The sequence below is a fragment of the Vibrio sp. 10N.261.54.E10 genome, assembly GCF_002877735.2.
In the GTDB taxonomy this organism is placed as follows: domain Bacteria; phylum Pseudomonadota; class Gammaproteobacteria; order Enterobacterales; family Vibrionaceae; genus Vibrio; species Vibrio crassostreae_C.
On the sequence record NZ_MCXE02000001.1, the window covers coordinates 483,384 to 508,091 of the forward strand.

A 24,708-nucleotide genomic window follows, 5' to 3' on the forward strand; every position below is an offset into this window, starting at 1 on the left:
GCCTAGTCGGTTTTTTATAAGTAAGAATTACCTAGGAAGTTGTTTTACTCGCGCTAAGGTATCACTGAACGGTTGCTGCTCTAGCTTGCCGTAACCGACCATTTTACTGGCTTTGAGTTTGGTTGAAAGCGGGGTGGCGATTCCACATAAGAAGCGAGTAATTGCCTCGTCGGTAATCAGTTGTTGGCTAGCCGAAATAAACTCATGTATCCATGTCATCACCGTCTCATCATCGATAGGTTCAACATCAACGGTTGGTAAGATTGCCACTTCTCCTCGACATACAGAGCAGTGACCGCAGTTTGTTGGTGCTTTATCATCGGCAAAATAACTCGCAAGGCGTGAGCTTAGGCAAGTATCCGCCTCAAAGAAATTCAGCATTTGGTTAAGGCGGTTTATCTCGCTGTTTTCTTTTGCTTTAAACAACTCAGTTAGACGCTCTGACAGTTGCATCATATCTTCAGAAGTATTGTGGATCGCGTAGACATCGGTGATCTGCTTGCTTTCTAGTTCAATCCAACCTTGTTCATTGAAGTAGTCGATAGCCGCAATCACACGCTGACGATCGGCTTGGAAGTGTGTCCAAAGCGCATCGAAGTCGACTTGGCACCACACTCTTGCTTGAGGAGAGCATTGGAAAATCGCTTCGACAAATTGACGACGTTCACTTTGAAATTGCTCTGTGATCTGCTGTTTCGGACGAATGAACTTAAATTTGTAGTCTGCGAAGTAGCTGTACTTGGGCTCAATCACACCTTCAATTTCGAGATACACCAGTAGTGTTTTTAGCGGTAACTGACGAATGTTGGATTCACGTGATAGTTGATTAAGCATGATCTCCCATTGATTCGAGCCAGAAGCGCCAATGTTTTGATTTTCGTAGATCTCTTTTAATACCGCTTGGATCGATATGTTGTCTGGCGTATCACCAAAAACGAAGTTCTCGAGTGTGCTTAAACCGTGTTTGTTAGCCAGTAAAATACATTCAGACGCTTGCCCATCTCGACCAGCTCTGCCGATCTCTTGTGAGTAGTTTTCGATCGATTTTGGTAAGTCAAAGTGAATCACTCGGCGAATGTTGGACTTATCCACGCCCATACCAAACGCGATAGTTGCGACGATACAGCTCACGTCATCATTCATGAATTGGTGTTGAATAGCATCTCTATTTTCAGGCTTAAGACCCGCATGGTAAGCCACTGCATTAACGCCAGCATTGCGAAGCTGCTGAGCCACCATCTCTGCCGTTTGTTGAAGGGTGACATAAACAATAGTCGGAGCGAGAGAAGCTTGGTTAACCACATTGCACAAGGTTTCTAGCTTACTGGTTTGTTCACAAGGTTGAATCGACAGATCGAGATTTTGACGATAGAAACCCGTAACCACAACGCGCTCCTCATCAATTTCAAACTTTGACTTCATATCTTGGATAACCGCTGTAGTCGCAGTGGCTGTCAGTAGTAGAACCTGAGGAATATTGAGCTGTTTTTGGTATTGAGGAAGCTTCAGGTAGTCGGGTCTGAAGTTGTGTCCCCATTCTGAAATACAGTGCGCTTCATCGACCACAAGCAGTGAGATCGACACTTGGGAGATAAACTGACGAAAGCGTTCGTTCTTCAAGCGCTCGACGGAGATCATGAGGATCTTGGTGTCACCGTTACGCACTGACTGCATAACCTGTTGTGTGGTTTGTCTGTCTTGGCTTGATTCGATTGCAGCTGCGCTAATGCCTTTGCTGTGCAAGAAGCTGAGCTGGTCTTTCATTAAAGCTAACAGTGGCGATATCACTAAGGTTAAATGTGGCAATGCTAGCGCTGGCAATTGATAGCACAGCGACTTACCTGAGCCGGTTGGGAATATGGCCGCCGTCGAATGACCAGATAGAACATTATCAATGACTTGCTTTTGCCCATTACGCAGTGAGTCGAATCCGAATACTTGTTTTAACTTCTGCTCAATCATTTATGTTCTACCTGAGTTATTAAGTGTCGTATTGATGCTAAAGCGGGCGCCCATTCATGATAGCGTCGCTTGATGAATCAAATGTCTTGCACCTGATTGTACCTAATTCTATTCTGTAGCTCCTATAGAAAAGCACCCCAATAGTATGAATAAGTCTGAGCTTCGCCAAATAATCATAGAGCAACTTGAATCCCGATTACGTATCGCACAATCTGCTACTCAACGCGCTATTGATGCTGCGACAGATGAAGAGACAGTGCCTGAACATAAGTACGATACATTGGCATTAGAAGCTTCGTATCTCGCCCATGGTCAAGCGGTGAGGGTACAAGAGTGTGAAGACGATATTCAGTGTTATCGTAACTTAGTGTTGCGTGATAGTGAGAAGGTTACGGTGAGCAGTTACGTTGTGGTCATTGACGAGCATGATCAATATAAACACTTTTTTATGGGGCCGAGAGTCGGCGGACTTTCTGTCACGTGGAATGAGAATGAGATTGCCATCGTGACGGCAAATGCACCTTTTGGTCAGGCTCTAATGGGTAAAGAAGTTGGCGATGAGATTGAATTTAAAGTCGCTGATAAGCAGTTTTGCTACGAAGTTATCTCTATCGACTAACTAACTGACTAATAGATATAAAACGTTTCTCTGACAAAGAGGCATAATCCAAGGGTATAGTAATCTGTCAGATTGATGAGAGGATGTTATGAAAAGCTATGTATTTATGAAAAACAGTGTATTAATTGCATCGTTAACTGCGGCGATGGCAGTTGTGAGCCTGCCAACGTTTGCTGCTCAGTGTCGAGTTGATTTGAAGAATGAACTAAGAATCGATGATCAAAAAGTCGAAATCCATCAAGTGAATGGTGATACGGCCGTTTTTGATGATAACAACGACCTCTATATCCATGGTGAGAAGGTTGAGCTTGATGCCGACCAACAAGCGGCGATTGAGAAATACCGCGAAAATATGAGTGAGTACTTACCTCGAGCGAAACAAATGGCGAACGATAGCTTAGCGTTAGCCAATGACGTGATTGATGATATCGCGGCTAGCCTGGATTCACCTGAGTCATTTGATAATGTAAAAGAATCGATGAAAACCTACTTTGCAGAACTGGAAGCGCGTTATTACAAAGATGGCGAATTAGTGTTACCTGCAGAAAGCTTTGATTCGATGGCCAATGGCTGGTCTGAAGATTTCGAGAAGGCGAAAGAAATCTTTAACCAAGAATTTATCTCTAGCGCTTTTAATGCGATGTCAGAAAAAATGAAACAAGACGGTGGCCTAAACCTGACTGAACTGGCTGACAGTATGGCTGAATTAAAGCTGAAAGTTGAAGAGCGAATGAAAGAACACTCTCAACAAGTACAGGAGGAAGCGAATGAGTTCTGTGATTCACTTGATGAGATGGCAGAACAAGAGCAAGAACTGCATGAAATCATTCCGAACTTAAAAGATTACCAAGTCTTCACAATTTAATTCGAGTCTAGTGATGAATAGTAAGAGCACCGGTCGGTGCTCTTTTTGTTTGTATAAATGGAACCACACGGCGAGTATTTATCTCAATTCAATCCATTTCCTTCTTAAGCCTACTGCTTCGCTTTGTTGCTTATAATTGAACGATAAGACTGGTTTTTTGTTAATTTTGTTGTTCTAAATAGCGCATTGATTGTAAAAATCAGAGAATTGTTCATTTATTGGTTGTGCCTATCATTGCTTTTTATTACTGTACTTCTCAACTAGTTCACTGATTTTTAATGCGGGCGATATGGACCAACAATCTTCCTCTTCAAGAGAGCACTTTAGCTCTCGTTTAGGTTTTATTTTAGCAGCGGCTGGTGCAGCGGTTGGCTTGGGTAATATTTGGGGTTTCCCGACTCAAGTTGCTAGCAACGGTGGTGGCGCTTTCCTTTTAGTCTATTTGATCATGATCTTCGTGGTTGCTTTCCCTATGTTGGTGGTTGAGATGGCTATAGGCCGTCACGGCCAAGCAAACCCAGTTGATAGCATGCGATCTTTGACGACAAACCCTTTGGGTAAGAAAGTCGGTGAGTTTGTCGGTTGGGTTGGACTGAGTGTACCAAGCGCAGTGTTGGCGTTTTACAGTATTGTTGGTGGCTGGTTGATCTGTTTCCTAATTGGTGCGGTCGCGGATCTTATCGGCCTAGAAGCGATTGCTGATTGGTTTAAGGGCTTCAGTGTTGAGCGCAACGTATTTGGTACCGTCGCGTTCTATGTACTGACTATCTTGATTGTGCAGGGCGGTGTTAAGCAAGGCATCGAGAAGTGGTCGACTCGTTTGATGCCTGCGCTGTTTGTTTTATTTGGCTTATTGTTTGTTTACATCATGACGCAATCTGGCGCGATGGAAGGCCTAAAACATTACCTTATTCCAGACTTTGAGAAAGTGTGGGATAGAAAACTGATTCTGGCGGCAATGGGACAGGGGTTCTTCTCACTCACTATTGGCGGTTGCTCGATGTTGGTTTATGGCTCTTACTTAAGCAAGAAAGAGAACCTACCAAAAATGGCGATGAACGTAACTCTGGTGGATACTGCTGTCGCTTTTATTGCTGGATTAGTGGTGATGCCAGCAATGTTTGTTGCGATGCAAAAAGGCGTTCAAATCTACGCTGAAGACGGCTCACTATTAAGCTCTGACACTCTAGTATTCACGGTTTTGCCGTTGATGTTTGATAGTTTAGGTGTGCTTGGACAGATCTTTGCGATTGTGTTCTTTTTACTACTAACGATTGCTGCACTGACTTCTTCGATTTCGATGCTTGAAGGCCCGGTTGCGCTAGTGAGTGAGCGTTTCAATACTAGACGAACGCCAACAAGCTGGGTGATTGGTGGTGCTATCGCGCTGTTTAGTGTGGTGATTGTTTACAACTTTGCTGCGATGTTTGGCATGGTAGCGATGATTGCAACTCAGTATCTTCAACCAGTCGCTGCACTGATGTTCTGTGTGTTTGGTGGTTGGGTATGGAGCCGAGCTTCAAAAGTGAAAGAGCTTGAACAAGGCAGTCCTGATTTTCAACTTGGTTGGTTTGGTAAGGTTTGGCCAATGTATGTGAAGTTTGTGTGCCCAATTTTGGTAGCAACGGTTATCTGGGCATCTTTCGGTTAATGCAGAACCCTATCTGGGCTTTTTGAAATTACCTCCTCTGAACTTGAAATATTAAGCACAAAGCCACTCATAAAGAGTGGCTTTGTTGTTTTTATATAAAGCTTAGTGGCACGAAATATAAAGCTATAGTGGCACGAACAAGATAGAAAAAAGGCGCTGAACATAATATTCAGCGCCTTTGCATTGTTCGTTAAGCAATCGTGATTACTTAATTTCCATACCTTGAGCTTGCAAGTCCGCATGGTAAGAAGAACGTACAAACGGGCCACACGCTGCGTGAGTAAAGCCTAGCTCTAGAGCAATCTCTTTCAGCTCATCGAACTCAGAAGGCGGCACGTAGCGTTCTACTGGTAAGTGGTGACGGCTTGGTGCTAGGTATTGACCTAGTGTCAGCATAGTCACACCATGTTCGCGAAGGTCTTTCAGTACTTGAACGATCTCTTCTTTTGTCTCGCCAAGACCCATCATCACACCTGATTTTGTTGGGATATCAGGGTGCTGCTCTTTGAATTTCTTCAGTAGATCAAGAGACCACTTGTAGTTCGCACCTGGACGCGCTTTACGGTATAGACGTGGCGCTGTCTCTAGGTTGTGGTTGAAAACATCTGGCGGGTTGTCTTTCATTAGGTCAAGCGCAACGTCCATACGACCGCGGAAGTCTGGAACCAGTGTTTCGATACGAATATTTGGGTTTAGTTCGCGAATCTCACGGTTACAGTCAGCAAAGTGCTGAGCACCGCCGTCACGCAAGTCATCACGGTCAACTGAAGTGATTACAACGTACTTCAGTTTCATGTCTTTAATCGTCTTAGCCAGTTTCTTCGGCTCTTCAGCTTCAGGAGCAACAGGACGACCATGGGCAACATCACAGAACGGGCAGCGACGAGTACAGATAGCGCCAAGAATCATAAACGTTGCCGTACCGTGGTTGAAACACTCGGCTAGGTTAGGGCAAGACGCTTCTTCACAAACTGAGTGCAGGTTGTTTTTACGCATTGCTGATTTGATTTCTTGAATACGATGACTGTCTGAAGGAAGTTTAATCTTCATCCATTCAGGCTTACGTAGAACTTCTTTCTGTTCAGCAGGCATATTCTTTACGGGAATTAATGCCATTTTGTCAGCGTCACGATATTTAACGCCTTTTTCCATTTGGATTGGTTTGCTCATGATTTTATGCTTCTGCTGTAATGTTACTGGTGGCTTGAATGTCTACTTGGTCATAGCCGAGTAGCTCTACGAGCTCTTGTATTAACTGTTGCTCAACGTTTTCTAGTTCACTTGGTCCGCCGAGTTGGCTTACCTGCGCCATTTCCATACCTTGGTAACCACATGGGTTAATACGTAGGAATGGAGACAGGTCCATATCGACGTTGAGTGCTAGCCCGTGGAACGAGCAGCCACGTCGAATACGTAATCCGAGTGAACAGATTTTCTTGCCATCGACATAAACACCAGGAGCGTCAGGTCGGGCAGCTGAATCTATATTGTAAGCTTTCAGAGTATTGATTACGAGGTTCTCGATATGAGTCACCAAATCACGCACTCCGAATTTCTTGCGGCGGATGTTAATCAGAAAGTAAGCCACTAATTGGCCTGGGCCGTGATAAGTCACTTGGCCACCGCGATCGCTTTGTATTACAGGGATATCACCGGCATTTAATACATGCTCAGCTTTACCTGCTTGTCCTTGAGTGAAGACAGGGTTGTGTTCAACCAACCAAACTTGGTCTACGTCTTCTTCCGTGCGTTCGTCTGTGAACTTATGCATGGCTTTCCATACAGGTTCGTAATCCTGACGGCCTAATTTTTTTACGATTAGCTTATTTTGCAAAGCTGCACTCCCTCAAGGATTAATAAAGTGAACGCATTATAAACGCGAAACATGATTCTAACTACAGACGGACTGCAAGGTTTTTCAACTTTCTTTGTATTTATTGAAAATTAAGTTGAATGAATTTGAGCTAGATAGGGTGCTTTAAACAAAAACAGCGGCAATAAGCCGCTGTTTTTCATGTGTAATCGGAGATTACAGAACCATACGAACGATTTCGATCTCGCCCAGTTCTTTATAAAGAGTTTCTACTTGCTCAATTGAAGTCGCAGTAATATTGATAGAAACAGAGTGGTAGTTACCTTTCGCACTTGGTTTTAGCGTTGGGCTGTAGTCACCAGGAGCATGACGCTGGATCACTTCTAGTACTAGCTCAGTCAGTTCTGGCTTAGCGTGGCCCATTACTTTGTAAGTGAATGAACAAGGGAACTCTAAGAGGTCTTTTAGTTTTGCATCAGAATTGATGTTCATGATTAGCTCCAAAAGGCTAGACTCTCGCAAATTGGCGAAATGTCGATAAAAAGCGTGTTCGGTCAACAGACACGAGTAATAATGCGGAATATTACGTGTAAATATCGCCGAACTCAAGATCAACAAAAGCCGCACATGGCGGCTTTTGGTTCGCTAATGAGTAAATCATGAACTTACTCATTAGGTTAACTATACAACAAGCTTAGGTTTTACCTAGAACAAACCTTTGGCTGGTTTAGAATAAACCCTTGAACAGAAGAACTAGGTAGTCCCATAGGCGGCTGAATAGGCTGCCTTGGTCTACATCTTCAAGTGCTAGTAGTGGGTATTCAGCAACGTCTTCACCGTCGACTTGGTAGAATAGTTTACCAACCACATCGCCTTTGCTGATTGGCGCTTCTAGCTCTTTCTCAAGAACGAAGCTTGCCTTCAGGTTCTTAGCTTGACCACGAGGTAGCGTAACGAAAGTATCTTCGTCGACACCCAGTGCAACGGTGTCTTTACTGCCCATCCAGATCTTCTCTTCTACGAAGGTTTCACCCGCTGTGTGTGGTGCCACTGTTTCGAAGAAGCGGAAGCCGTAGCTAAGCAGCTTTTTACTTTCTGTCTTACGAGCATTAGCATTCTTGGTACCCATAACTACAGCAACTAGGCGCATTTTGCCTTCGGTCGCTGAGCTTACTAGGCTGTAACCTGCATTGCTTGTGTGGCCCGTTTTGATGCCATCAACGTTCATGCTCTTATCCCATAACAGACCGTTACGGTTGTACTGGGTGATGCCGTTGTAAGTGAATTTCTTCTGTGAGTAGATACGGTACTCGTCTGGTACGTCGCGAATCAGCGCCTGACCAAGTAGCGCCATATCGTAAGGCGTTGAGTATAGGTTCGGGTTGTCTAGACCGTGCACGTTAGCGAAGTGCGTGTCTTTCATGCCGATAGAGCTTGCCCATGCGTTCATTAGGTCAACGAATGCATCTTCAGATCCGGCGATGTGTTCAGCCATCGCAACACAAGCATCGTTACCTGACTGAACAATGATACCGCGGTTCAGTTCTTCAACTTTAACCGTTGTACCTACTTCAACGAACATCTTAGATGAATCTGGGAAGTTTTTAGCCCAAGCATTTTCACTGATTACAACATCGTCGTTTAAGTTGATGTTGCCACGTTCTAGCTCTTGGCCAATTACGTAGCTCGTCATCATCTTGGTTAAACTTGCTGGAGAAAGCTGAGTATTCATCTCTTTCTCTGCTAGTACTTTGCCTGAATGGTAATCCATCAGAACAAAACCTTTAGCGGCGATTTGAGGTGCATCAGGAACAACAATAGGAGCGGCGAATGACGATGTAGCTATCGTTGCAGAAAGAGCAACAGAAGTAGCAAAAATCGATTTAACAAGTTTATTAGATTTAATCATTTTGAATGCAATTATTTGGTGAACTATTCATATATTAACAGAATCACTCTGTCACACCAGAGCGCTGATTACCAGAAGTAACTGTTAGATTAATTAGCGAGTTAGGGTGTGTTTTTTTATATAAGCTGACGGGTAACCCATTAGCTTAACTTGTTCTAATTTTTCTTGAGTCAGAGCATAGTCATGAAATGGCCCAATCATCAGACGGTAGTTGTCATCATTTGGCTGCAAGAACGTTGCTACTTCTAGCTTTTCGGCTAGATCTTTAGCTAACTTCTCGGTTCTATCTTCATGCGGAGATGTTGCGACTTGAATGATAAATTGCGGTAAAGCGGCCTTTTTATTTGCGTCGGTTGGCATAGCCACAGTAATGACTTCAATCTCAACATTTGCCGTGCCGGTTCTCAGTACATCGAGCTTATAAGCTGCCGCATAACTAAGGTCAATGATTCGGCCTTCATGGAATGGGCCACGGTCATTGATACGAACAATAGTGGTTTTGTTATTGTCGGTATTCGTCACTTTTACATAGCTTGGAATTGGCAATGTTTTGTGAGCTGCTGACATCGAATACATGTCGTAGATCTCGCCGTTAGACGTTAAGTGACCATGAAATTTCTTACCGTACCAAGAGGCCTTGCCTTTCTCAGTAAACCCTTCGGTCTTTTTTACGATCTTGTAGTCTTCGCCACGCAGAGTGTAATCCGTATTACCACCTAAACTATAAGGTTCATACTGAGGGTGAGCATCTTCTAAATGCTCTACCGAAATCGGTGCGTCTGGTGCAATATCTGAATCAATATCGTAGCGGCCTGTTGGCTGCTTTGAAGAACAACCATTGATTAAAATCGCTAGCCCCAAGATAGAGACTATTTTTTTGATTGGCAGCTCTTCAACCAAGGATGCTTTTTTTTGAAACGTTGTAATAGACATCGATTAGGTCGCCTTTGAGAATGCTTTTCTGTGTGTATGTATCGACATTAAAATACCAAAACCAGCCATAAGGGTAACCATTGAAGTACCGCCATAACTGACTAGAGGAAGAGGAACACCAACTACAGGTAGGATGCCACTTACCATGCCAATGTTTACAAAAATATAAACGAAGAAGCTCAGTACAATACTTCCGCCCATCATTCGACCGAATGCGGTTTGAGCTTGGCTCGCAAGCACTAAGCCACGTCCAATAATAAACAGGTAGATCGCAAGCAAGAACAAGATACCGATCATGCCCCATTCTTCGGCGATGACCGCAAAAATGAAGTCAGTATGACGCTCTGGGATGAACTCTAGTTGAGATTGAGTGCCTTGCAACCAACCTTTTCCTGATATACCACCCGAACCTATCGCAATCTTACTTTGAATGATGTGGTAACCCGCACCTAATGGATCTGATTCAGGATCAAAAAGGGTTCTAACACGCACTTTTTGATATTCACGCATCAAGAAGAACCATAGGATTGGGATAAATGCCCCTAATGCGATTGCGGCGCTAGCAATGATTTTCCAACTGATACCAGCCAGGAATATCACGAAGATACCAGATGCGGCGATAAGGATAGATGTACCTAGGTCAGGCTGCTTTGCGATTAGAATCGTCGGTACAAACACCATCACTAGCGAGATCGCTAATGTTTGGAATGTTGGTGGAAGTGAGCGCTTACCGATAAATCGTGCCAGCATCAAAGGCACCGCGAGCTTTAATAGCTCTGACGGTTGGAATCGAACAAAGCCGAAGTTTAACCAACGCTGGGCGCCTTTAGAGGCTTCACCAAAGAACAACACGCCCAATAGCAAGATGACACCACCTACAAATAGCAGTGGTGCCAAGGTTTCATAAGTACGAGGTGAGATTTGCGCTAGGAAGATCATCACACCTAAAGACAGAGCCATGCGCATCGCCTGGCGGTCCATCATCGCAAGGCTTTGTCCGCTTGCGCTGTACATGATCAGCAGGGCAAAGCCCATTAAAACCAGAATGCCAAGCAAAAGCGGCAGGTCGATATGCAGCCTTTCGAATAGGGCTCTATTTCGTCCAGTTGAAGGATCAAGTTTCATTATTTAATTGGCTCACTTTGATAATCTTCTGCAAGGATAATATGGTCTAAAATCCTTCTTACTACTGGGCCGCCGTTAGAAGAACCGCCACCTGCGTTCTCTAGAACGATAGTCACGACGGCTTCAGGATCTTCAAAAGGCGCGTAACCCGTAAAGAGGGCGTGATCGCGTAAGTGCTCTGCGATTTCATCCGCGTTGTACTCTTCATCTTCTTTTAAGCCGAATACCTGTGCGGTACCCGATTTACCAGCGGTTTGGTAAGACATCTTCTGGAATGAACGTCTTGCCGTACCTTTCTTACCGTGGTTAGCCAGCCTCATACCTTCCTGAGCGATATCCCAATACTTCTTCTTAACCCCGGTTAGCGGTGGGTAAGTTTCAATGTCCGACATGATTTGTTCATCGAATGGACGACCGTTATCAATGGTTGAACGAAGTAGGTGAGGTGCGGTTACTTCACCTTCATTGACCAAAACTGATGTGGCTTTTGCAATCTGCATGGGTGTTGCAGTCCAGTAGCCTTGGCCAATACCAACTGGGATGGTGTCACCTTGGTACCAAGGCACACGGTGTCTTGCCATCTTCCAATCACGAGTTGGCATATTGGCTTTGCTTTCTTCATAAATATCGATGCCAGTATAATCACCAAAGCCGAACATCATCATCCATTTGGATATGCGATCAATGCCGAGATCATAAGCAATTTGGTAAAAGAAAGTATCCACTGACTCTTCAATCGCTTTCTCTATATCAACGACCCCGTGTCCCCAACGCAACCAGTCACGGAATGGTCTTGTTTTTGAATTAGGGATCTTCCAATAACCTGGGTCATTACGCGTTGTATTAGGTGTAATCACACCTTCTTGCAGAGCCGCAACAGCAATGAATGGCTTGATCGTCGATGCTGGTGGGTAAATACCTAGCGTTGCACGGTTAACCAAAGGGCGGTCTTTGTCTTGAAGCAGGGCGTTATAACCTTTAGACGAAATACCATGTACGAATGCATTTGGGTCGTAGCTTGGGCTAGATACCATGGCTAACACGCCATTGTCTTTCGGGTCGAGAACGATAGCTGAGCCACGGCGGCCATCCAGTAACTTATGTACGTATAGTTGTAGCTTGATATCCAAGTTGAGCACGATATCTTTACCCGGAACCGACGGTACAAATTTTAGAGTACGGATCACTCGTCCACGGCTGTTAACTTCGACTTCTTGATAGCCAGCGGTACCGTGAAGCATGTCTTCGTAGTAGCGCTCAATACCAAGTTTACCGATGTCGCGAGTGGCTTGGTAATTGGCGTCTTTCTCTTCGCGAACCAGGCGCTGCATATCACGGTCATTGATGCGCGATACGTAGCCAATCACGTGAGTTAACACATCACCATAAGGGTAGAAACGTTTTAGCGTACCTGTAACTTCAACGCCTGGGAACTTATGTTGATTTACAGAGAAGATCGCAACTTGTTCTTCGGTAAGCTGATTCAGAATAGGTACTGACTTGAAGCGTCGTGAATTGCGACGATCACGATCAAATAGTTCAATGCGCTCTGGCGGGATCTCGATTAATTCTTGTAGACGGACGAGCGTGTCATCCATATCTTTGATTTTTTCTGGCGTGATTTCTAGGTTGAAAACCGGGCGATTTTCGGCAAGAAGTACACCATTACGATCGTAAATCAAACCACGGTTAGGGGCGATTGGAACGACCTTGATACGGTTATCGTTAGAGCGGGTTTTATAGTCTTGATATTGATTGACCTGAATGTTGTACAGATTAACAACCAACATCGATATCATGACTATGATCCCCGCAAACGCAACAAAAGCACGATTAGTAAATAGTCGTGCTTCTGCTTTGTAATCACGGATTTGGCTACGTTTACGTAACATTAACGCTTATTCTCGATGATAAGGGTGGTTAGCAGTGATGCTCCAAGCTCGATACAAGCTTTCAGCCATGATAACGCGTACTAATGGGTGAGGGAGAGTAAGCGCAGACAGAGACCAACTTTGGTCTGCAGCCGCTTTACATGCAGGTGCTAATCCTTCAGGCCCGCCGATAAGGATAGAAACGTCGCGTCCATCCAACTTCCAACTTTCCAATTGCTCTGCCAGTTGTGATGTGTCCCACTTTTTACCTGGGATATCAAGCGTGACAATGCGGTTGCCTTTTGGAACCGCTGCCAACATCGCTTCGCCTTCTTTTTGAAGAATGCGTGCAATATCCGCATTTTTACCGCGCTTTCCCGCAGTAATTTCAATGAGCTCTAATGGCATATCATGAGGGAAGCGGCGTTTATATTCTTTAAAGCCTTCTTCAACCCACTTTGGCATTTTTGTGCCAACTGCGATTAACTGGATCTTCAAAGCTTAGCCCCAAAGTTTTTCTAGTTGGTACAGTTCACGGTGTTCTTCTTGCATAACGTGAAGCATGCTTGTGCCCATATCTAGAACAACCCATTCACCTTCTTGCTGGCCGTCCATGCCTAGTGGCTGCATACCTGCTTTACGTACTTCATCAGCAACATGCTGTGCAATAGAAGCAACATGGCGCTTAGAGGTACCTGTACAAACAATCATGTAATCAGTAACGCTTGATTTGCCTTCTACATCGATAGTCACAATCGATTCTGCTTTCATGTCGTCGGCTTTGTCTGCAAGAAAATCTTTTAGTTCTTCACGTAACACGGGGTGTTCCTTTAATCTGAATTTAGCTTTTTAGGGGCTGTCGACCCTAGAATATACCACGCTTTTATGCGTGAAATGGTATTGAAGCTGAAGGGATACAAAACTCTACGCTTAACTGATGAATTAGTGGCCAAGGCGACTGCTCATATTGAGTTTTTGTCATCAATTCAGCTTGAGTGAGCAACGCGAACAAAGAGTGTAATTGAGAAATCGAAACTCTTGTTAGCGCGGCGTTATAAAGAGGCTTTTTAGATTGCCAGATACGGTGTTTTTCGAATACCTGACCAATCGGCATCTGTTTCATTTGTTGCTGCATTTGTAATAGCAGAGCAAGCTCTCGTTGTATGCTACGTAATAAAATGACGGGTTCGACACCTTCAGCTTCTAGCTGACGCAGGATTCGTTGTGCTCGATTTCCTTTCCCTGCCAATAGGGCATCACTCCAATGGAATGGAGTGAAGTGGTTGTGGCGGCTCAGCGATTCTTCTAAGCGCACTAAGGTTAGCTTTCCATCTGGATATTGAAGTGCCAGTTTTTCGAGGCTTTGGGTGAGTGCAAACAAGTTACCCTCATGCCATTGCGCCAGCATCTGAATAGCTTCAGGATCTGGCGACAACCCGACTTGACGGCAGCGTGCTTGAACAAATTGAGGTAGCCTGCTGACATCAGGCGTCAGGCAACTTACCCAATGCCCTTGGCTAGAGAGTGCCTTGAACCATTTAGCGTTTTCTTGAGCTTTTGTCAGTTTGGTGCCAACAAGAATTAGCAAGATATCGTTGTGGATATGCTCAGAGATAGCCAACAGTTCTTTGGCTATTGCGGCATTGACGCCTGACTCTGGCAACTCAAGCTCAATGATTTGACGGCTAGAAAACAGGCTTAGCGCTTGAGTACAGTCATAGACTTGGTTCCAGTTCATACTGTTATCAATCGCAAAGCGGTGACGTTCCTCGAAACCTTGTTGTTTAGCCGCTTTTTGAATCGCTTCTCTGCTTTCTTGTAATAGCAGTGGCTCATTACCAAAGATCAGGTAAACGTTGCTCAGTTGTTTAGCAAGCTGTTCTGGTAAGCGGTCAGCAAAAATACGCATCAAATAAACCTATTATTGAGCAGATTCGCTGAGCTCTGGTTGTTGTTCTGTGCTTGGTTCGATTTCAACGTCGTCAATCTCAACATTCTTGATGTTGTATTGCTTTTCGAGTTCTTTCACTTGAACGTGCTCTAGTGCATCTAGGTCCATGCTATCAGCTGCAATGTTCGCTTTTAGACGAGCCATCTGACGAAGGATTTGGCTTGTTGCCAACTTACGCATCTCATCTTCGATCATGTCTCGTTCAACCGACTTCGCAAGTGCAGTTAGCGGGTTATCTAGGTAACTACGGGTTACGCTGGTTGAGAACGTCTTTGAGCCTAGATCCGGGACAGTTACGCGGTATGAAGCGCGGAATGTCAGTTCTTTCTCTGCTGCACGAGTGTTTTGGTATAGAGACAGAGTTCGCTCACCTACGCTCTCACTAATAATATGCAGGTTAGGTGTATTCTCAGCCGGTGGCACAATTTCTACATCATTCATGCGCAGTTGACCTTTCATCATACGTGTAAACGTACTGTATTGGTCGTAACTGGTTACGGAGATCTTGTTGAGTTCTTCTGGTACGGAGTAATCACCACGTAGGTGGAAACCACAGGCACTTAATAGGCTGACGGTTAAAACAACAACAGTAACTTTCAATGAAGATAGTGAAATCAGGCGCATTATTTGATGGCTCTCATGAAGGTAGAATACTTATTTAAAGGCTTTAGTTCGTTTGAGTGGTTAGGCTCAAGTCTAAAGCGCTTAAATAAGTAGACAGGGCAATTAGCTACCCTGTCTACAGACTGCTTTTGATGAATTAAGTTCGTTAATTCTTTAGCAATTGCATTGTGCTAACGAAATTAGTTAGCAACGATGTTTAGAAGCTTACCTGGTACGAAGATAACTTTACGGATAGTTAAGCCATCTAGGAACTTCTTAGCGTTCTCATCGTTTAGACCAAGCTCACGAACTTGCTCTTCTGTTGCATCAGCAGCAACGGTTAGTTTCGCACGTAGCTTACCGTTGATCATAACAACGATAGTTTTCTCGTCTTCAACTAGCGCTTTCTCATCGAAAGTTGGCCATGTTGCTGAGTCTATGTTTGATTCACCAAGTGCAATCCACATTTCGTAAGAGATGTGTGGAGTCATTGGGTAAAGCATGCGTACTACCGCTTTTAGCGCTTCGTCAAGGATTGCACGGTCTTGTGCAGATTCTTGAGGTGCTTTCGCCAGCTTGTTCATCAGTTCCATGATTGCAGCGATTGCCGTGTTGAACGTTTGGCGACGGCCAATATCGTCCGTTACTTTCGCGATAGTTTTATGGATATCACGACGAAGTGCTTTTTGGTCGCCAGATAGCGCAGAAGCATCAACAGATTCAGCAGCACCCTTAGAAGAGTGAGCGTGAACCAATTTCCAAACACGTTTAAGGAAGCGGTTAGCCCCTTCAACGCCAGACTCTTGCCACTCAAGCGTCATGTCTGCAGGTGATGCAAACATCATGAATAGACGTACTGTATCAGCGCCGTACTTGTCTACCATCTCTTGTGGGTCGATACCGTTGTTCTTAGACTTAGACATTTTGATCATGCCTGAGTGTTCAACTTCACGACCTTGATCGTCGACTGCTTTTTCGATGCGACCTTTACCGTCACGTTCAACCGTTACGTCAGTCGGTGCAATCCACTCTTTGGTGCCTTTTTCGTTTTCGTGATAGAACGCGTCAGCCAGAACCATGCCTTGACATAGTAGTTGCTTGAACGGTTCATCAGACGTCACGTAGCCAGCATCACGTAGAAGCTTATGGAAGAAACGAGAGTAAAGCAGGTGCATACAAGCGTGCTCGATACCACCAACGTATTGGTCAACTGGTAGCCAGTAGTTTGCTTTCTCTGGATCTAGAATGTCGTCTGCTTGCGGTGAACAGTAACGTGCGTAGTACCAAGAAGACTCCATAAACGTATCGAACGTGTCAGTCTCACGTAGAGCGGGTTCGCCGTTGAATGTTGTTTCAGCCCAAGACTTGTCAGCCTTGATTGGGCTCGTTACGCCATCCATTACTACATCTTCAGGAAGAATGACTGGCAGTTGGTCTGCTGGTACTGGGTGAACTTCACCGTCTTCAGTGGTTACCATTGGGATTGGAGCGCCCCAGTAACGTTGACGAGATACACCCCAGTCACGTAGACGGAAGTTTACTGTCTTCTTACCTTTGCCTTCAGCTTCAAGCTTCGCAGCAATTGCATCGAATGCTTCTGGGAACGCAAGACCATCGAATTCACCAGAATCAAACAGTACACCTTTTTCAGTGTAAGCCGCTTCAGACACGTCTAGTTCAGAACCATCTTCAGGTTTGATTACTGGGATGATATCGATGCCGTACTTAGTTGCGAACTCGTAGTCACGTTGATCGTGAGCAGGAACCGCCATTACCGCACCTGTGCCGTAATCCATAAGTACGAAGTTTGCTACGTATACAGGAACAACACGACCGTTAAGAGGGTGGATAGCCGTTAGGCCAGTATCCATACCTTTCTTTTCCATCGTTGCGAGTTCAGCTTCAGCAACTTTAGTGTTACGACACTCTTCAACGAATGCAGCAAGCTCTGGGTTGTTCTTCGATGCTTTCTCTGCAAGAGGGTGACCTGCAGCGATACCAACGTAAGAAACACCCATTAGTGTATCTGGACGTGTTGTGTACACTTCTAATGGTGCTTCTTCGCCGTTAACAGCGAAAGATAGCTCAACACCTTCAGAGCGGCCGATCCAGTTGCGCTGCATGGTCTTAACCATTTCAGGCCAACCTTCAAGGTTGTCTAGATCGTCTAGTAGCTCTTGAGCGTACTCAGTGATTTTAATAAACCACTGTGGAATTTTCTTTTGCTCTACTGGAGTGTCACAACGCCAGCAACAACCGTCTTCTACTTGCTCATTTGCCAGTACTGTTTGGTCGTTTGGACACCAGTTCACTGAAGATGTCTTCTTGTAAACCAGGCCTTTTTCGTAAAGCTTAGTGAAGAACTCTTGTTCCCAACGGTAGTACTCTGGAGTACACGTTGCGAATTCACGGTTCCAGTCGTAACCAAAGCCTAGAAGCTTAAGCTGGTTCTTCATGTACTCAATGTTTTCGTAAGTCCATGGTGCAGGTGCTGTATTGTTTTTAACAGCGGCGTTTTCTGCAGGTAGGCCGAATGCATCCCAACCAATTGGCTGCATTACGTTTTTGCCTTGTAGACGTTGGAAACGAGATACCACATCACCGATGGTGTAGTTACGCACGTGACCCATGTGCAGTCGGCCACTTGGGTAAGGGAACATAGAAAGACAGTAGAATTTTTCTTTGTTTGGGTCTTCACTTACAACGAAAGTCTCGCTGTTATCCCAGTGTTGTTGAACCTTTTGTTCAATCTCTTGCGGGTTATATTGTTCTTGCATCGATGGTATCCGGTTATCTTGGAATTTGTGAGTTCGGTTAGAACAGAATCTTACAGATCGTCATAGAATACCTAAAGGAGCTGAGTACAACAATAGTTATACCCTTCATACTTGCAGTTGCCGCTTAGTAGATTGTGTAATTTTCACTGAATTTCGCAGGGCAACTATACTTAAGAGTATGAATTGCATTTGTTTGTAAGCGGGAGTGCATTGCAGCGCATCCGTTTGCTCACTAAAAGGTTGGTTATCTTAAGGAGGTTGTTATGCCGAAGAAAAAAGCGCTCTATGAAGAAGTCGTCGAAGAGGTGATTGAAACGCTGAAGCATAGCCCTGAAGAGCTCAACAACAAAATCGAAACGTCGGGCAAGTTTGCGAAAGCAGCTAATGATATGACTAAAGATGAGCTTTCATTGATCTCTGCCTACGTGAAGTCGGACTTAAAAGAGTTTTCCGAAAGCTATGAAGAGAGTAAAAGCGGTCCATTCTATTTGATGATTGCGGACTCTATTTGGCAAGGGCTGTTGGATATTACTGATCGTACTAAGGTGGAATGGGTTGAACTGTTCCAAGACTTAGAACACCAAGGCTTGTATCAAGCGGGTGAAGTCATTGGCTTGGGAACCTTAGTATGTGACGAGTGTGGTCACCAAACCGAATATAACCACCCAACCAATATCATTCCATGCATTAAATGTGGTTCTAAAGGGTTTAGTCGTAAAGCCCTTAAACCGTAAGCTTCTGAACCATAGCGTATCAACGCAAAACCACAGCAATGAAAAAGGGTTGACCCGATCAGTCAACCCTCAAATCACTTTTCGTCGAATCTAGCTTTTTGGCTTTCTAATTACCCAACCAATCACCAAGCTGAGCATCGCCCAGATATACAGTGGCCAAGTACCTACTGTGTGATAAGGCGTTTGACCATCCGTTGAAATGAGTTCAGCTTTTAACACTGCCGTTTCAAACTGAGGCACTTGCTTGATTATATTGCCTTTGTAATCAGTAACTGCCGTCACACCGTTGTTGGTCGAGCGAATAACCGGCTTACCAAGCTCCAGAGCACGCATCTGTGCAATTTCCATATGTTGCAGAGGGCCAATCGAACGACCAAACCACGCATCGTTAGAGAGCGTTAAAATAAAGTCAGTCTCGTCGGTTACGTTCTGTCTAACTTGATCATTAAAGATGATCTCATAACACAGTGCCGGCGCTAAGTGACGACCATTTGCCACTATGTTTGGTTGAACAAAGTCGCCACGGCTAAATGATGACATTGGCAAGTTAAAGAAAGGTGCTAATGGACGCAAGATATCTTCAAACGGCACAAACTCACCAAATGGTAACAGGTGGTGTTTATGGTAGCGTTCGTCTGGATCGTAGCTGTACTCACCGTATGGATTCACACCGAGAGAAAGAACACTGTTGTAGTATTTCTTATCTTCAGACTGATTCAGCACACCGGTAATGATCGAACTGTTGTTCATCTTCGCTGCGCTATCCAAGTTACGTAGGAAAGATGGGATCTCAACTTCGAATGCTGGAATAGCCGCTTCAGGCCAGATGATGATATCCGCTCCCCAGTTTTCTCTGCTTAGGTCGGTGTACTTCATCATGGTCGGCCAGCGATGACTCGGCAGCCATTTACTGTCTTGATCGACGTTGCCTTGGATTAAGACGACTGACGTGGTTTTTTCAGGGTTCGGCGTGACCCAGTCGATGTTGCGAATACCAAAGCCTGCACTAAATACGACGGCGGGAATGAGAGCGATGCTCCAAGCTCGGTTAACAATCGCACAAGTGAATGCAGAGGCTGAAACAATGATCGCTAAAGTTACTAGATCTACGCCGCCAATCGGTGCAAATGAACCTAATGGCGAATCGATTTGGCTGTAGCCTAACCAAAGCCAAGGGAAGCCCGTCATTACCCATCCACGCAGCCAATCGCTGACTAACCACAATGCAGGAGCTGCGAGGAAAAAGCGGCTTAGGTTATTGGCAGGGAAGAATTTATTCAAACCCCAGGTAAATAGCCCTGAATAAACGGCTAGGTAGCCAACAAGCAATGCCATCAAAAATAGGTTGGCTGCCAGTGGCATGCCGCCAAAACCATCAATGCTGACGTATACCCAGCTGATACCTGTGGTGAATTGACCTAAACCCCATGCGTAGCCAATCCAAAGCGCACTTTTAGGAGAGCGGTTGTGGATCAGTAACAGCAACAAAGCTGGGCTGAGAATAGCAAGAGGCCATATAGAGTATGGAGCGAATGAAAGGGTGGTTATAGCGCCAACAAAAACGGCCGCAAGCGGCCGTAATAGGCGATGAATAAAGGTATTAGTCATCTAATTTCTGTCATCTCTTTAGAGAGAAGTTGTTATTCTTCGATAGTCGGAAGAGGCTGTTCGTCAGGAATGGTTACCTGTAGCTGAATCACACGACGGTTATCTGCTGATGTTATTTTGAAATGGTAGTTTTCGATTTCTACAATTTCGCCACGAACCGGCAGGTGGCCGAGTGCTGTCATAACCATGCCGCCTACCGTATCCACTTCGTCGTCACTAAAGGCAGTGTTAAACGTATCGTTGAACTCTTCAATAGTGGTTAAAGCTTTTACAGAGAAGGTATGCTTACTCAGCTTACGAATATCTAGCTCTTCTTCATCGTCGAACTCGTCTTCAATTTCACCAACGATTTCTTCGAGGATATCTTCAATGGTTACCAGGCCAGAAACTCCACCAAACTCATCGACAACGATAGACATGTGGTAACGCTCTTCTTGGAACTCCTTAAGCAGGCGATCAACTCGCTTACTTTCAGGAACAACCACGACAGGGCGAATCACTTGTTCGATATCAAATGGAGCACTTTCTGAACCCAAATACTTAAGTAGGTCCTTCGCTAATAGAATGCCTTCAACATGGTCTTTATCTTCACTGATCACTGGGTAGCGAGAGTGTTGAGCATCAGTAATGAGCGCAATCAATGTATCTAGATCATCTGTGCGTTCAACTGTAACCATTTGAGAGCGAGGCAGCATGATATCGCGTACTCGCATCTCTGAAATTTCCATAACACCCTCGAGCATGTCGCGTGTGTCGTGGTCAATTAGGTCATTAATTTCTGAGTCGCGGATTACATCTACGAGCTCTTGGCGATCTTTTACTTCACCTTGAAATAGTTGGCCTAGGCGTTCAAAGAAGGACTTTCTACTCGGACCTTCAGATTTTTTACTTCCCTCAGAAGTGGGGGGGTTACCTTCGTTCATGATTTCTCAAAAAATAACGCTATCAGAAGTGTGATAGCACACGTTACAACTCAGATTCCTGTGAAAATCACAGGTTCGATGAGTTATTGTTTCTCTGCAACCTACTTTACTAGAATCAATTTACTTTTCTAGAATGTAAGGGTCTTCAAACCCCATAGATTGCATGATTTCTGTCTCGAGTGACTCCATCTCTTCAGCTTCATCATCTTCGATATGATCATAACCTAGCAGATGCAGACTGCCATGTACAACCATATGAGCCCAGTGTGCTAGCAGAGGCTTACTTTGCTCTTCTGCTTCTTTTTCGACAACTTGGCGGCAGATAATGAGGTCGCCCAGTAGATCTAACTCGATCCCTGGAGGAGCCTCGAATGGAAAAGACAACACGTTAGTTGGCTTATCTTTGCCACGATATTCATGATTGAGCTGGTGGCTTTCTTGTGTATCAACGATACGAACCGTCAACTCAGCGTTCTCTTGAAACTGAGGAATTGTCTTGTCCAACCAAAGCTGAATATCTTGCTCAGTTGGAAGACCTTGCTCATTTTCGACCGCTAATTGCAGGTCTAGTTCAATAGACATCTATTTATCACCTTGTTCTGCAATTACAGAGCTATTTTGTGTTGCTAATTGTGTCGTAACTACCTGCTGAGCCTCAAGAAGTTTGGCTTCACGCTCTTCACGTTTACGCTTTTCAAACTCTTTGCGCTCTTTCTGGTCTTTTGCTTCCCACTTCTCGTATGCGTTGACGATACGAGCAACTACAGGGTGACGAACGACGTCTTCAGACATGAAGAAGTTAAAGCTAATGTCGTCGACTTCATTGAGCACTTCAGTCGCATGGCGTAAGCCTGATTTTGCACCACGAGGTAAATCGATTTGCGTAATATCACCTGTGATCACAGCGCGTGAGTTAAAACCGATACGGGTTAAGAACATCTTCATCTGTTCTACCGTGGTGTTTTGGCTCTCATCAAGAATGATAAACGCATCATTCAATGTACGACCACGCATGTAAGCCAGTGGCGCAACTTCAATTACGTTACGTTCAATCAGCTTCTCAACTCGCTCAAAGCCAAGCATCTCAAACAGCGCATCGTAAAGTGGACGTAAATATGGGTCTACTTTTTGGCTTAAATCACCCGGTAGGAAACCAAGCTTCTCACCGGCTTCAACAGCAGGACGAGTCAGTAGGATTCGGCGAACCTCTTGGCGTTCAAGTGCATCAACTGCTGCAGCAACGGCTAAGTAGGTTTTACCTGTACCTGCTGGCCCAATACCAAAGGTGATGTCATGAGTCACCATGTTCATTAGGTACTGTGCTTGGTTTGGCGTTCGAGGTTTGATGACGCCTTTTTTAGTCTTAATGGTCACTTCTTTGCCGTAGTCAATTTCAGACTCGACGTGTTGCTCCAAAATGCCTGACTCGGTGATCGCCAGATGTATTTGCTCTGGTTCGATATCGATTATGTTGCCTTTAACTGGAGCCGTTTCAACATAGAGGTGTTTGATGATGTCTAAAGCTGCGGCTGTAGTGTGAGGCTTACCGACAATGGTGAAAAAGTTGCTACGGTAATTAATCTCAACGCCCAGACGACGCTCAAGATGCTTGATGTTGTCGTCAAATGGTCCGCATAAACTTGCCAAGCGCTTGTTGTCTGCTGGTTCTAGATTTATCTCTAAGGTAACGATTTTATTGCTCAAATTAGCCTCTCATTTTGTGCCACTCACTCTTAAATAAAACAAAGAGCAAAAAGCCCGATTTAGACCGGGCTTCTGATGGTGATATCCCTATTTCTAAGATGGTCACTTAGTTAGGTAATTTCAAGCTTTGTGTTTGCGCTTTGTGCTCAAACAGTTGTATTGCCTATGGCGTAAATGTCGCTACACCTAGCTCGTCTTCACGTTTTGTTTTTTCCATCATTTCTGCTGGAGTCATAACAACGCGTAGACCCATGTCTTTTTCTGTGCGAACTAGCTCACCACGTAGTGAGTTGGTGTAAACCTCAGTGATCTTCACATCTACGAATTGACCGATTAGGTCTGCAGAACCTTCGAAGTTCACAACACGGCTGTTTTCTGTACGGCCGCGAAGTTCCATTAGGTTCTTTCTTGATGGGCCTTCAACAAGGATACGTTGCTCTGTGCCTAACATTAGACGAGAGAAACGCATAGCTTGTGTGTTTACCGTTTGCTGCAGTTCGTACAGACGATCTTTCTTCTCTTGTGCTGGTACATCACATGGGTAATCTGCCGCTGGCGTACCTGGACGTGGAGAGAAAACAAAGCTGAAGCTCATATCGAAATCAACGTCTTTAATTAGCTTCATTGTATCTTCGAAGTCTTGCTTAGACTCACCAGGGAAACCAACAATAAAGTCAGAGCTGATTTGAATGTCAGGGCGAGCTTTACGCAGTTTACGGATAATAGATTTGTACTCGATAGCCGTATGTGGGCGCTTCATCATCGTAAGAATACGGTCACTACCACTTTGTACTGGTAGGTGAAGGAAGCTCACTAGCTCTGGTGTGTCTTTGTAAACTTCAATGATGTCGTCACCAAACTCAAGCGGGTGGCTTGTTGTGAAACGAATACGGTCGATACCGTCGATAGAAGCAACAAGACGAAGCAGTTCTGCGAATGAACAGATATCGCCTTCGTGTGTTGGACCGCGGTATGCGTTTACGTTTTGACCTAGCAGGTTAACTTCACGTACGCCTTGCTCTGCAAGTTGAGCAACTTCGAAAAGTACATCATCCATTGGACGGCTAACTTCTTCGCCACGTGTGTATGGTACAACGCAGTAAGTACAGTATTTAGAACAACCTTCCATGATAGAAACGAACGCCGTCGCGCCTTCAGCTTTTGGCTCTGGCAGGTTATCGAACTTTTCGATCTCTGGGAAAGAGATATCCATTACTGGCTTTTCGTTAGACAGTGATGATTTAATCATCTCTGGCAAACGGTGTAATGTTTGTGGGCCAAAGATAACGTCTACGTAAGGTGCACGTTGACGAATGTGATCACCTTCTTGAGTCGCTACACAGCCACCCACACCGATCACCACACCTTCTTTTTTATCTTTAAGCGTTTTCCAACGACCAAGCTGGTGGAATACTTTTTCTTGCGCTTTTTCGCGGATAGAACAAGTATTCAATAGTAGTACGTCTGCTTCCTCAGGTACTTCAGTTAGCTCATAGCCATTTGCAGCGTTAAGCAGGTCGGCCATTTTTGATGAATCATATTCATTCATCTGACAGCCCCAAGTTTTAATTAGCAGTTTCTTACTCATTATATGTTCGCTCGATCGTTAGTTTAATTTAAGGGAGCAAATCGCCCATTATTCATCCGCTAGCCCCGTTTG

At 44.7% G+C, this 24,708-nt stretch carries 22 protein-coding genes; 4 read left to right on the forward strand and 18 right to left on the reverse strand.

Features of this window, described 5'->3' with window-relative positions; genetic code table 11:
• Window positions 1-27: 27 nt before the first annotated feature.
• Complete coding sequence (locus tag BCU07_RS02010; protein ID WP_102428256.1) at window positions 28-1,962, reverse strand: ATP-dependent DNA helicase RecQ; 1,935 nt, start codon at window positions 1,960-1,962, stop codon at window positions 28-30.
• 145 nt (window positions 1,963-2,107) lie between these two features.
• Between BCU07_RS02010 and BCU07_RS02015 the strand changes: the two genes are divergently transcribed.
• The 3 genes from BCU07_RS02015 to BCU07_RS02025 all read left to right on the forward strand — a co-directional run bounded on the left by BCU07_RS02015 (window position 2,108) and on the right by BCU07_RS02025 (window position 5,097).
• Entirely contained in the window at window positions 2,108-2,581 is a 474-nt protein-coding gene (locus BCU07_RS02015; RefSeq protein WP_017059917.1) for a GreA/GreB family elongation factor, read from the forward strand.
• An 88-nt stretch (window positions 2,582-2,669) separates the two neighbouring features.
• Window positions 2,670-3,446, forward strand: coding sequence for a YggN family protein (locus tag BCU07_RS02020; RefSeq protein WP_017064179.1), 777 nt, complete (start codon window positions 2,670-2,672; stop codon window positions 3,444-3,446).
• Window positions 3,447-3,735: 289 nt separating this feature from the next.
• Entirely contained in the window at window positions 3,736-5,097 is a 1,362-nt protein-coding gene (locus BCU07_RS02025) for a sodium-dependent transporter (protein ID WP_017059919.1), read from the forward strand.
• A 204-nt stretch (window positions 5,098-5,301) separates the two neighbouring features.
• Here BCU07_RS02025 and lipA read toward each other — a convergent pair whose 3' ends face one another.
• The 12 genes from lipA to leuS form a co-directional block, all read right to left on the reverse strand.
• On the reverse strand, window positions 5,302-6,267 hold the full coding sequence (lipA, locus tag BCU07_RS02030; protein ID WP_017059920.1) for a lipoyl synthase: 966 nt from the start codon (window positions 6,265-6,267) through the stop codon (window positions 5,302-5,304).
• Window positions 6,268-6,271: 4 nt separating this feature from the next.
• On the reverse strand, window positions 6,272-6,931 hold the full coding sequence (lipB, locus tag BCU07_RS02035) for a lipoyl(octanoyl) transferase LipB (RefSeq protein WP_004737632.1): 660 nt from the start codon (window positions 6,929-6,931) through the stop codon (window positions 6,272-6,274).
• A 195-nt stretch (window positions 6,932-7,126) separates the two neighbouring features.
• On the reverse strand, window positions 7,127-7,405 hold the full coding sequence (ybeD, locus tag BCU07_RS02040; protein ID WP_026084358.1) for a DUF493 family protein YbeD: 279 nt from the start codon (window positions 7,403-7,405) through the stop codon (window positions 7,127-7,129).
• A 232-nt stretch (window positions 7,406-7,637) separates the two neighbouring features.
• Window positions 7,638-8,819 (reverse strand): serine hydrolase, encoded by a 1,182-nt coding sequence (locus tag BCU07_RS02045; protein ID WP_017067140.1) that lies wholly within the window; start codon window positions 8,817-8,819, stop codon window positions 7,638-7,640.
• A gap of 93 nt (window positions 8,820-8,912) precedes the next feature.
• A complete protein-coding gene (locus BCU07_RS02050; RefSeq protein ID WP_048615264.1) occupies window positions 8,913-9,752 on the reverse strand; it encodes a septal ring lytic transglycosylase RlpA family protein in 840 nt (279 codons plus the stop codon).
• Window positions 9,753-9,755: 3 nt separating this feature from the next.
• Complete coding sequence (gene rodA / locus BCU07_RS02055) at window positions 9,756-10,877, reverse strand: rod shape-determining protein RodA (RefSeq protein WP_017062334.1); 1,122 nt, start codon at window positions 10,875-10,877, stop codon at window positions 9,756-9,758.
• Window positions 10,877-12,769 (reverse strand): penicillin-binding protein 2, encoded by a 1,893-nt coding sequence (gene mrdA / locus BCU07_RS02060; protein WP_017062333.1) that lies wholly within the window; start codon window positions 12,767-12,769, stop codon window positions 10,877-10,879. The genes rodA and mrdA overlap by 1 nt, the downstream gene beginning before the upstream one ends.
• A gap of 6 nt (window positions 12,770-12,775) precedes the next feature.
• Window positions 12,776-13,246: a 23S rRNA (pseudouridine(1915)-N(3))-methyltransferase RlmH gene (gene rlmH / locus BCU07_RS02065; RefSeq protein ID WP_065584443.1), complete on the reverse strand. Its 471-nt coding sequence runs from the start codon at window positions 13,244-13,246 to the stop codon at window positions 12,776-12,778.
• A 3-nt stretch (window positions 13,247-13,249) separates the two neighbouring features.
• Complete coding sequence (rsfS, locus tag BCU07_RS02070; protein ID WP_004735247.1) at window positions 13,250-13,567, reverse strand: ribosome silencing factor; 318 nt, start codon at window positions 13,565-13,567, stop codon at window positions 13,250-13,252.
• Window positions 13,568-13,631: 64 nt separating this feature from the next.
• A complete protein-coding gene (gene holA / locus BCU07_RS02075) occupies window positions 13,632-14,657 on the reverse strand; it encodes a DNA polymerase III subunit delta (protein ID WP_102428255.1) in 1,026 nt (341 codons plus the stop codon).
• Between the two features lie 12 nt (window positions 14,658-14,669).
• Window positions 14,670-15,323 (reverse strand): LPS assembly lipoprotein LptE, encoded by a 654-nt coding sequence (gene lptE, locus BCU07_RS02080; protein ID WP_017067144.1) that lies wholly within the window; start codon window positions 15,321-15,323, stop codon window positions 14,670-14,672.
• 179 nt (window positions 15,324-15,502) lie between these two features.
• Window positions 15,503-18,079, reverse strand: coding sequence for a leucine--tRNA ligase (leuS, locus tag BCU07_RS02085; protein WP_102428254.1), 2,577 nt, complete (start codon window positions 18,077-18,079; stop codon window positions 15,503-15,505).
• 263 nt (window positions 18,080-18,342) lie between these two features.
• Here leuS and BCU07_RS02090 point away from each other — a divergent pair, with 263 nt between their 5' ends.
• Window positions 18,343-18,813: a zinc ribbon-containing protein gene (locus BCU07_RS02090; RefSeq protein WP_017062329.1), complete on the forward strand. Its 471-nt coding sequence runs from the start codon at window positions 18,343-18,345 to the stop codon at window positions 18,811-18,813.
• A gap of 90 nt (window positions 18,814-18,903) precedes the next feature.
• Here BCU07_RS02090 and lnt read toward each other — a convergent pair whose 3' ends face one another.
• From lnt to miaB, 5 genes are all read right to left on the reverse strand, one after another.
• Window positions 18,904-20,421: an apolipoprotein N-acyltransferase gene (gene lnt / locus BCU07_RS02095; RefSeq protein ID WP_102428253.1), complete on the reverse strand. Its 1,518-nt coding sequence runs from the start codon at window positions 20,419-20,421 to the stop codon at window positions 18,904-18,906.
• Between the two features lie 32 nt (window positions 20,422-20,453).
• Window positions 20,454-21,344: a CNNM family magnesium/cobalt transport protein CorC gene (gene corC, locus BCU07_RS02100; RefSeq protein ID WP_012603382.1), complete on the reverse strand. Its 891-nt coding sequence runs from the start codon at window positions 21,342-21,344 to the stop codon at window positions 20,454-20,456.
• Window positions 21,345-21,464: 120 nt separating this feature from the next.
• A complete protein-coding gene (ybeY, locus tag BCU07_RS02105) occupies window positions 21,465-21,926 on the reverse strand; it encodes an rRNA maturation RNase YbeY (protein ID WP_012603383.1) in 462 nt (153 codons plus the stop codon).
• Window positions 21,927-23,048, reverse strand: coding sequence for a PhoH family protein (locus BCU07_RS02110; RefSeq protein ID WP_017064169.1), 1,122 nt, complete (start codon window positions 23,046-23,048; stop codon window positions 21,927-21,929).
• A gap of 163 nt (window positions 23,049-23,211) precedes the next feature.
• Window positions 23,212-24,636, reverse strand: coding sequence for a tRNA (N6-isopentenyl adenosine(37)-C2)-methylthiotransferase MiaB (gene miaB / locus BCU07_RS02115; protein ID WP_017062326.1), 1,425 nt, complete (start codon window positions 24,634-24,636; stop codon window positions 23,212-23,214).
• Between the last annotated feature and the right edge of the window lie 72 nt (window positions 24,637-24,708).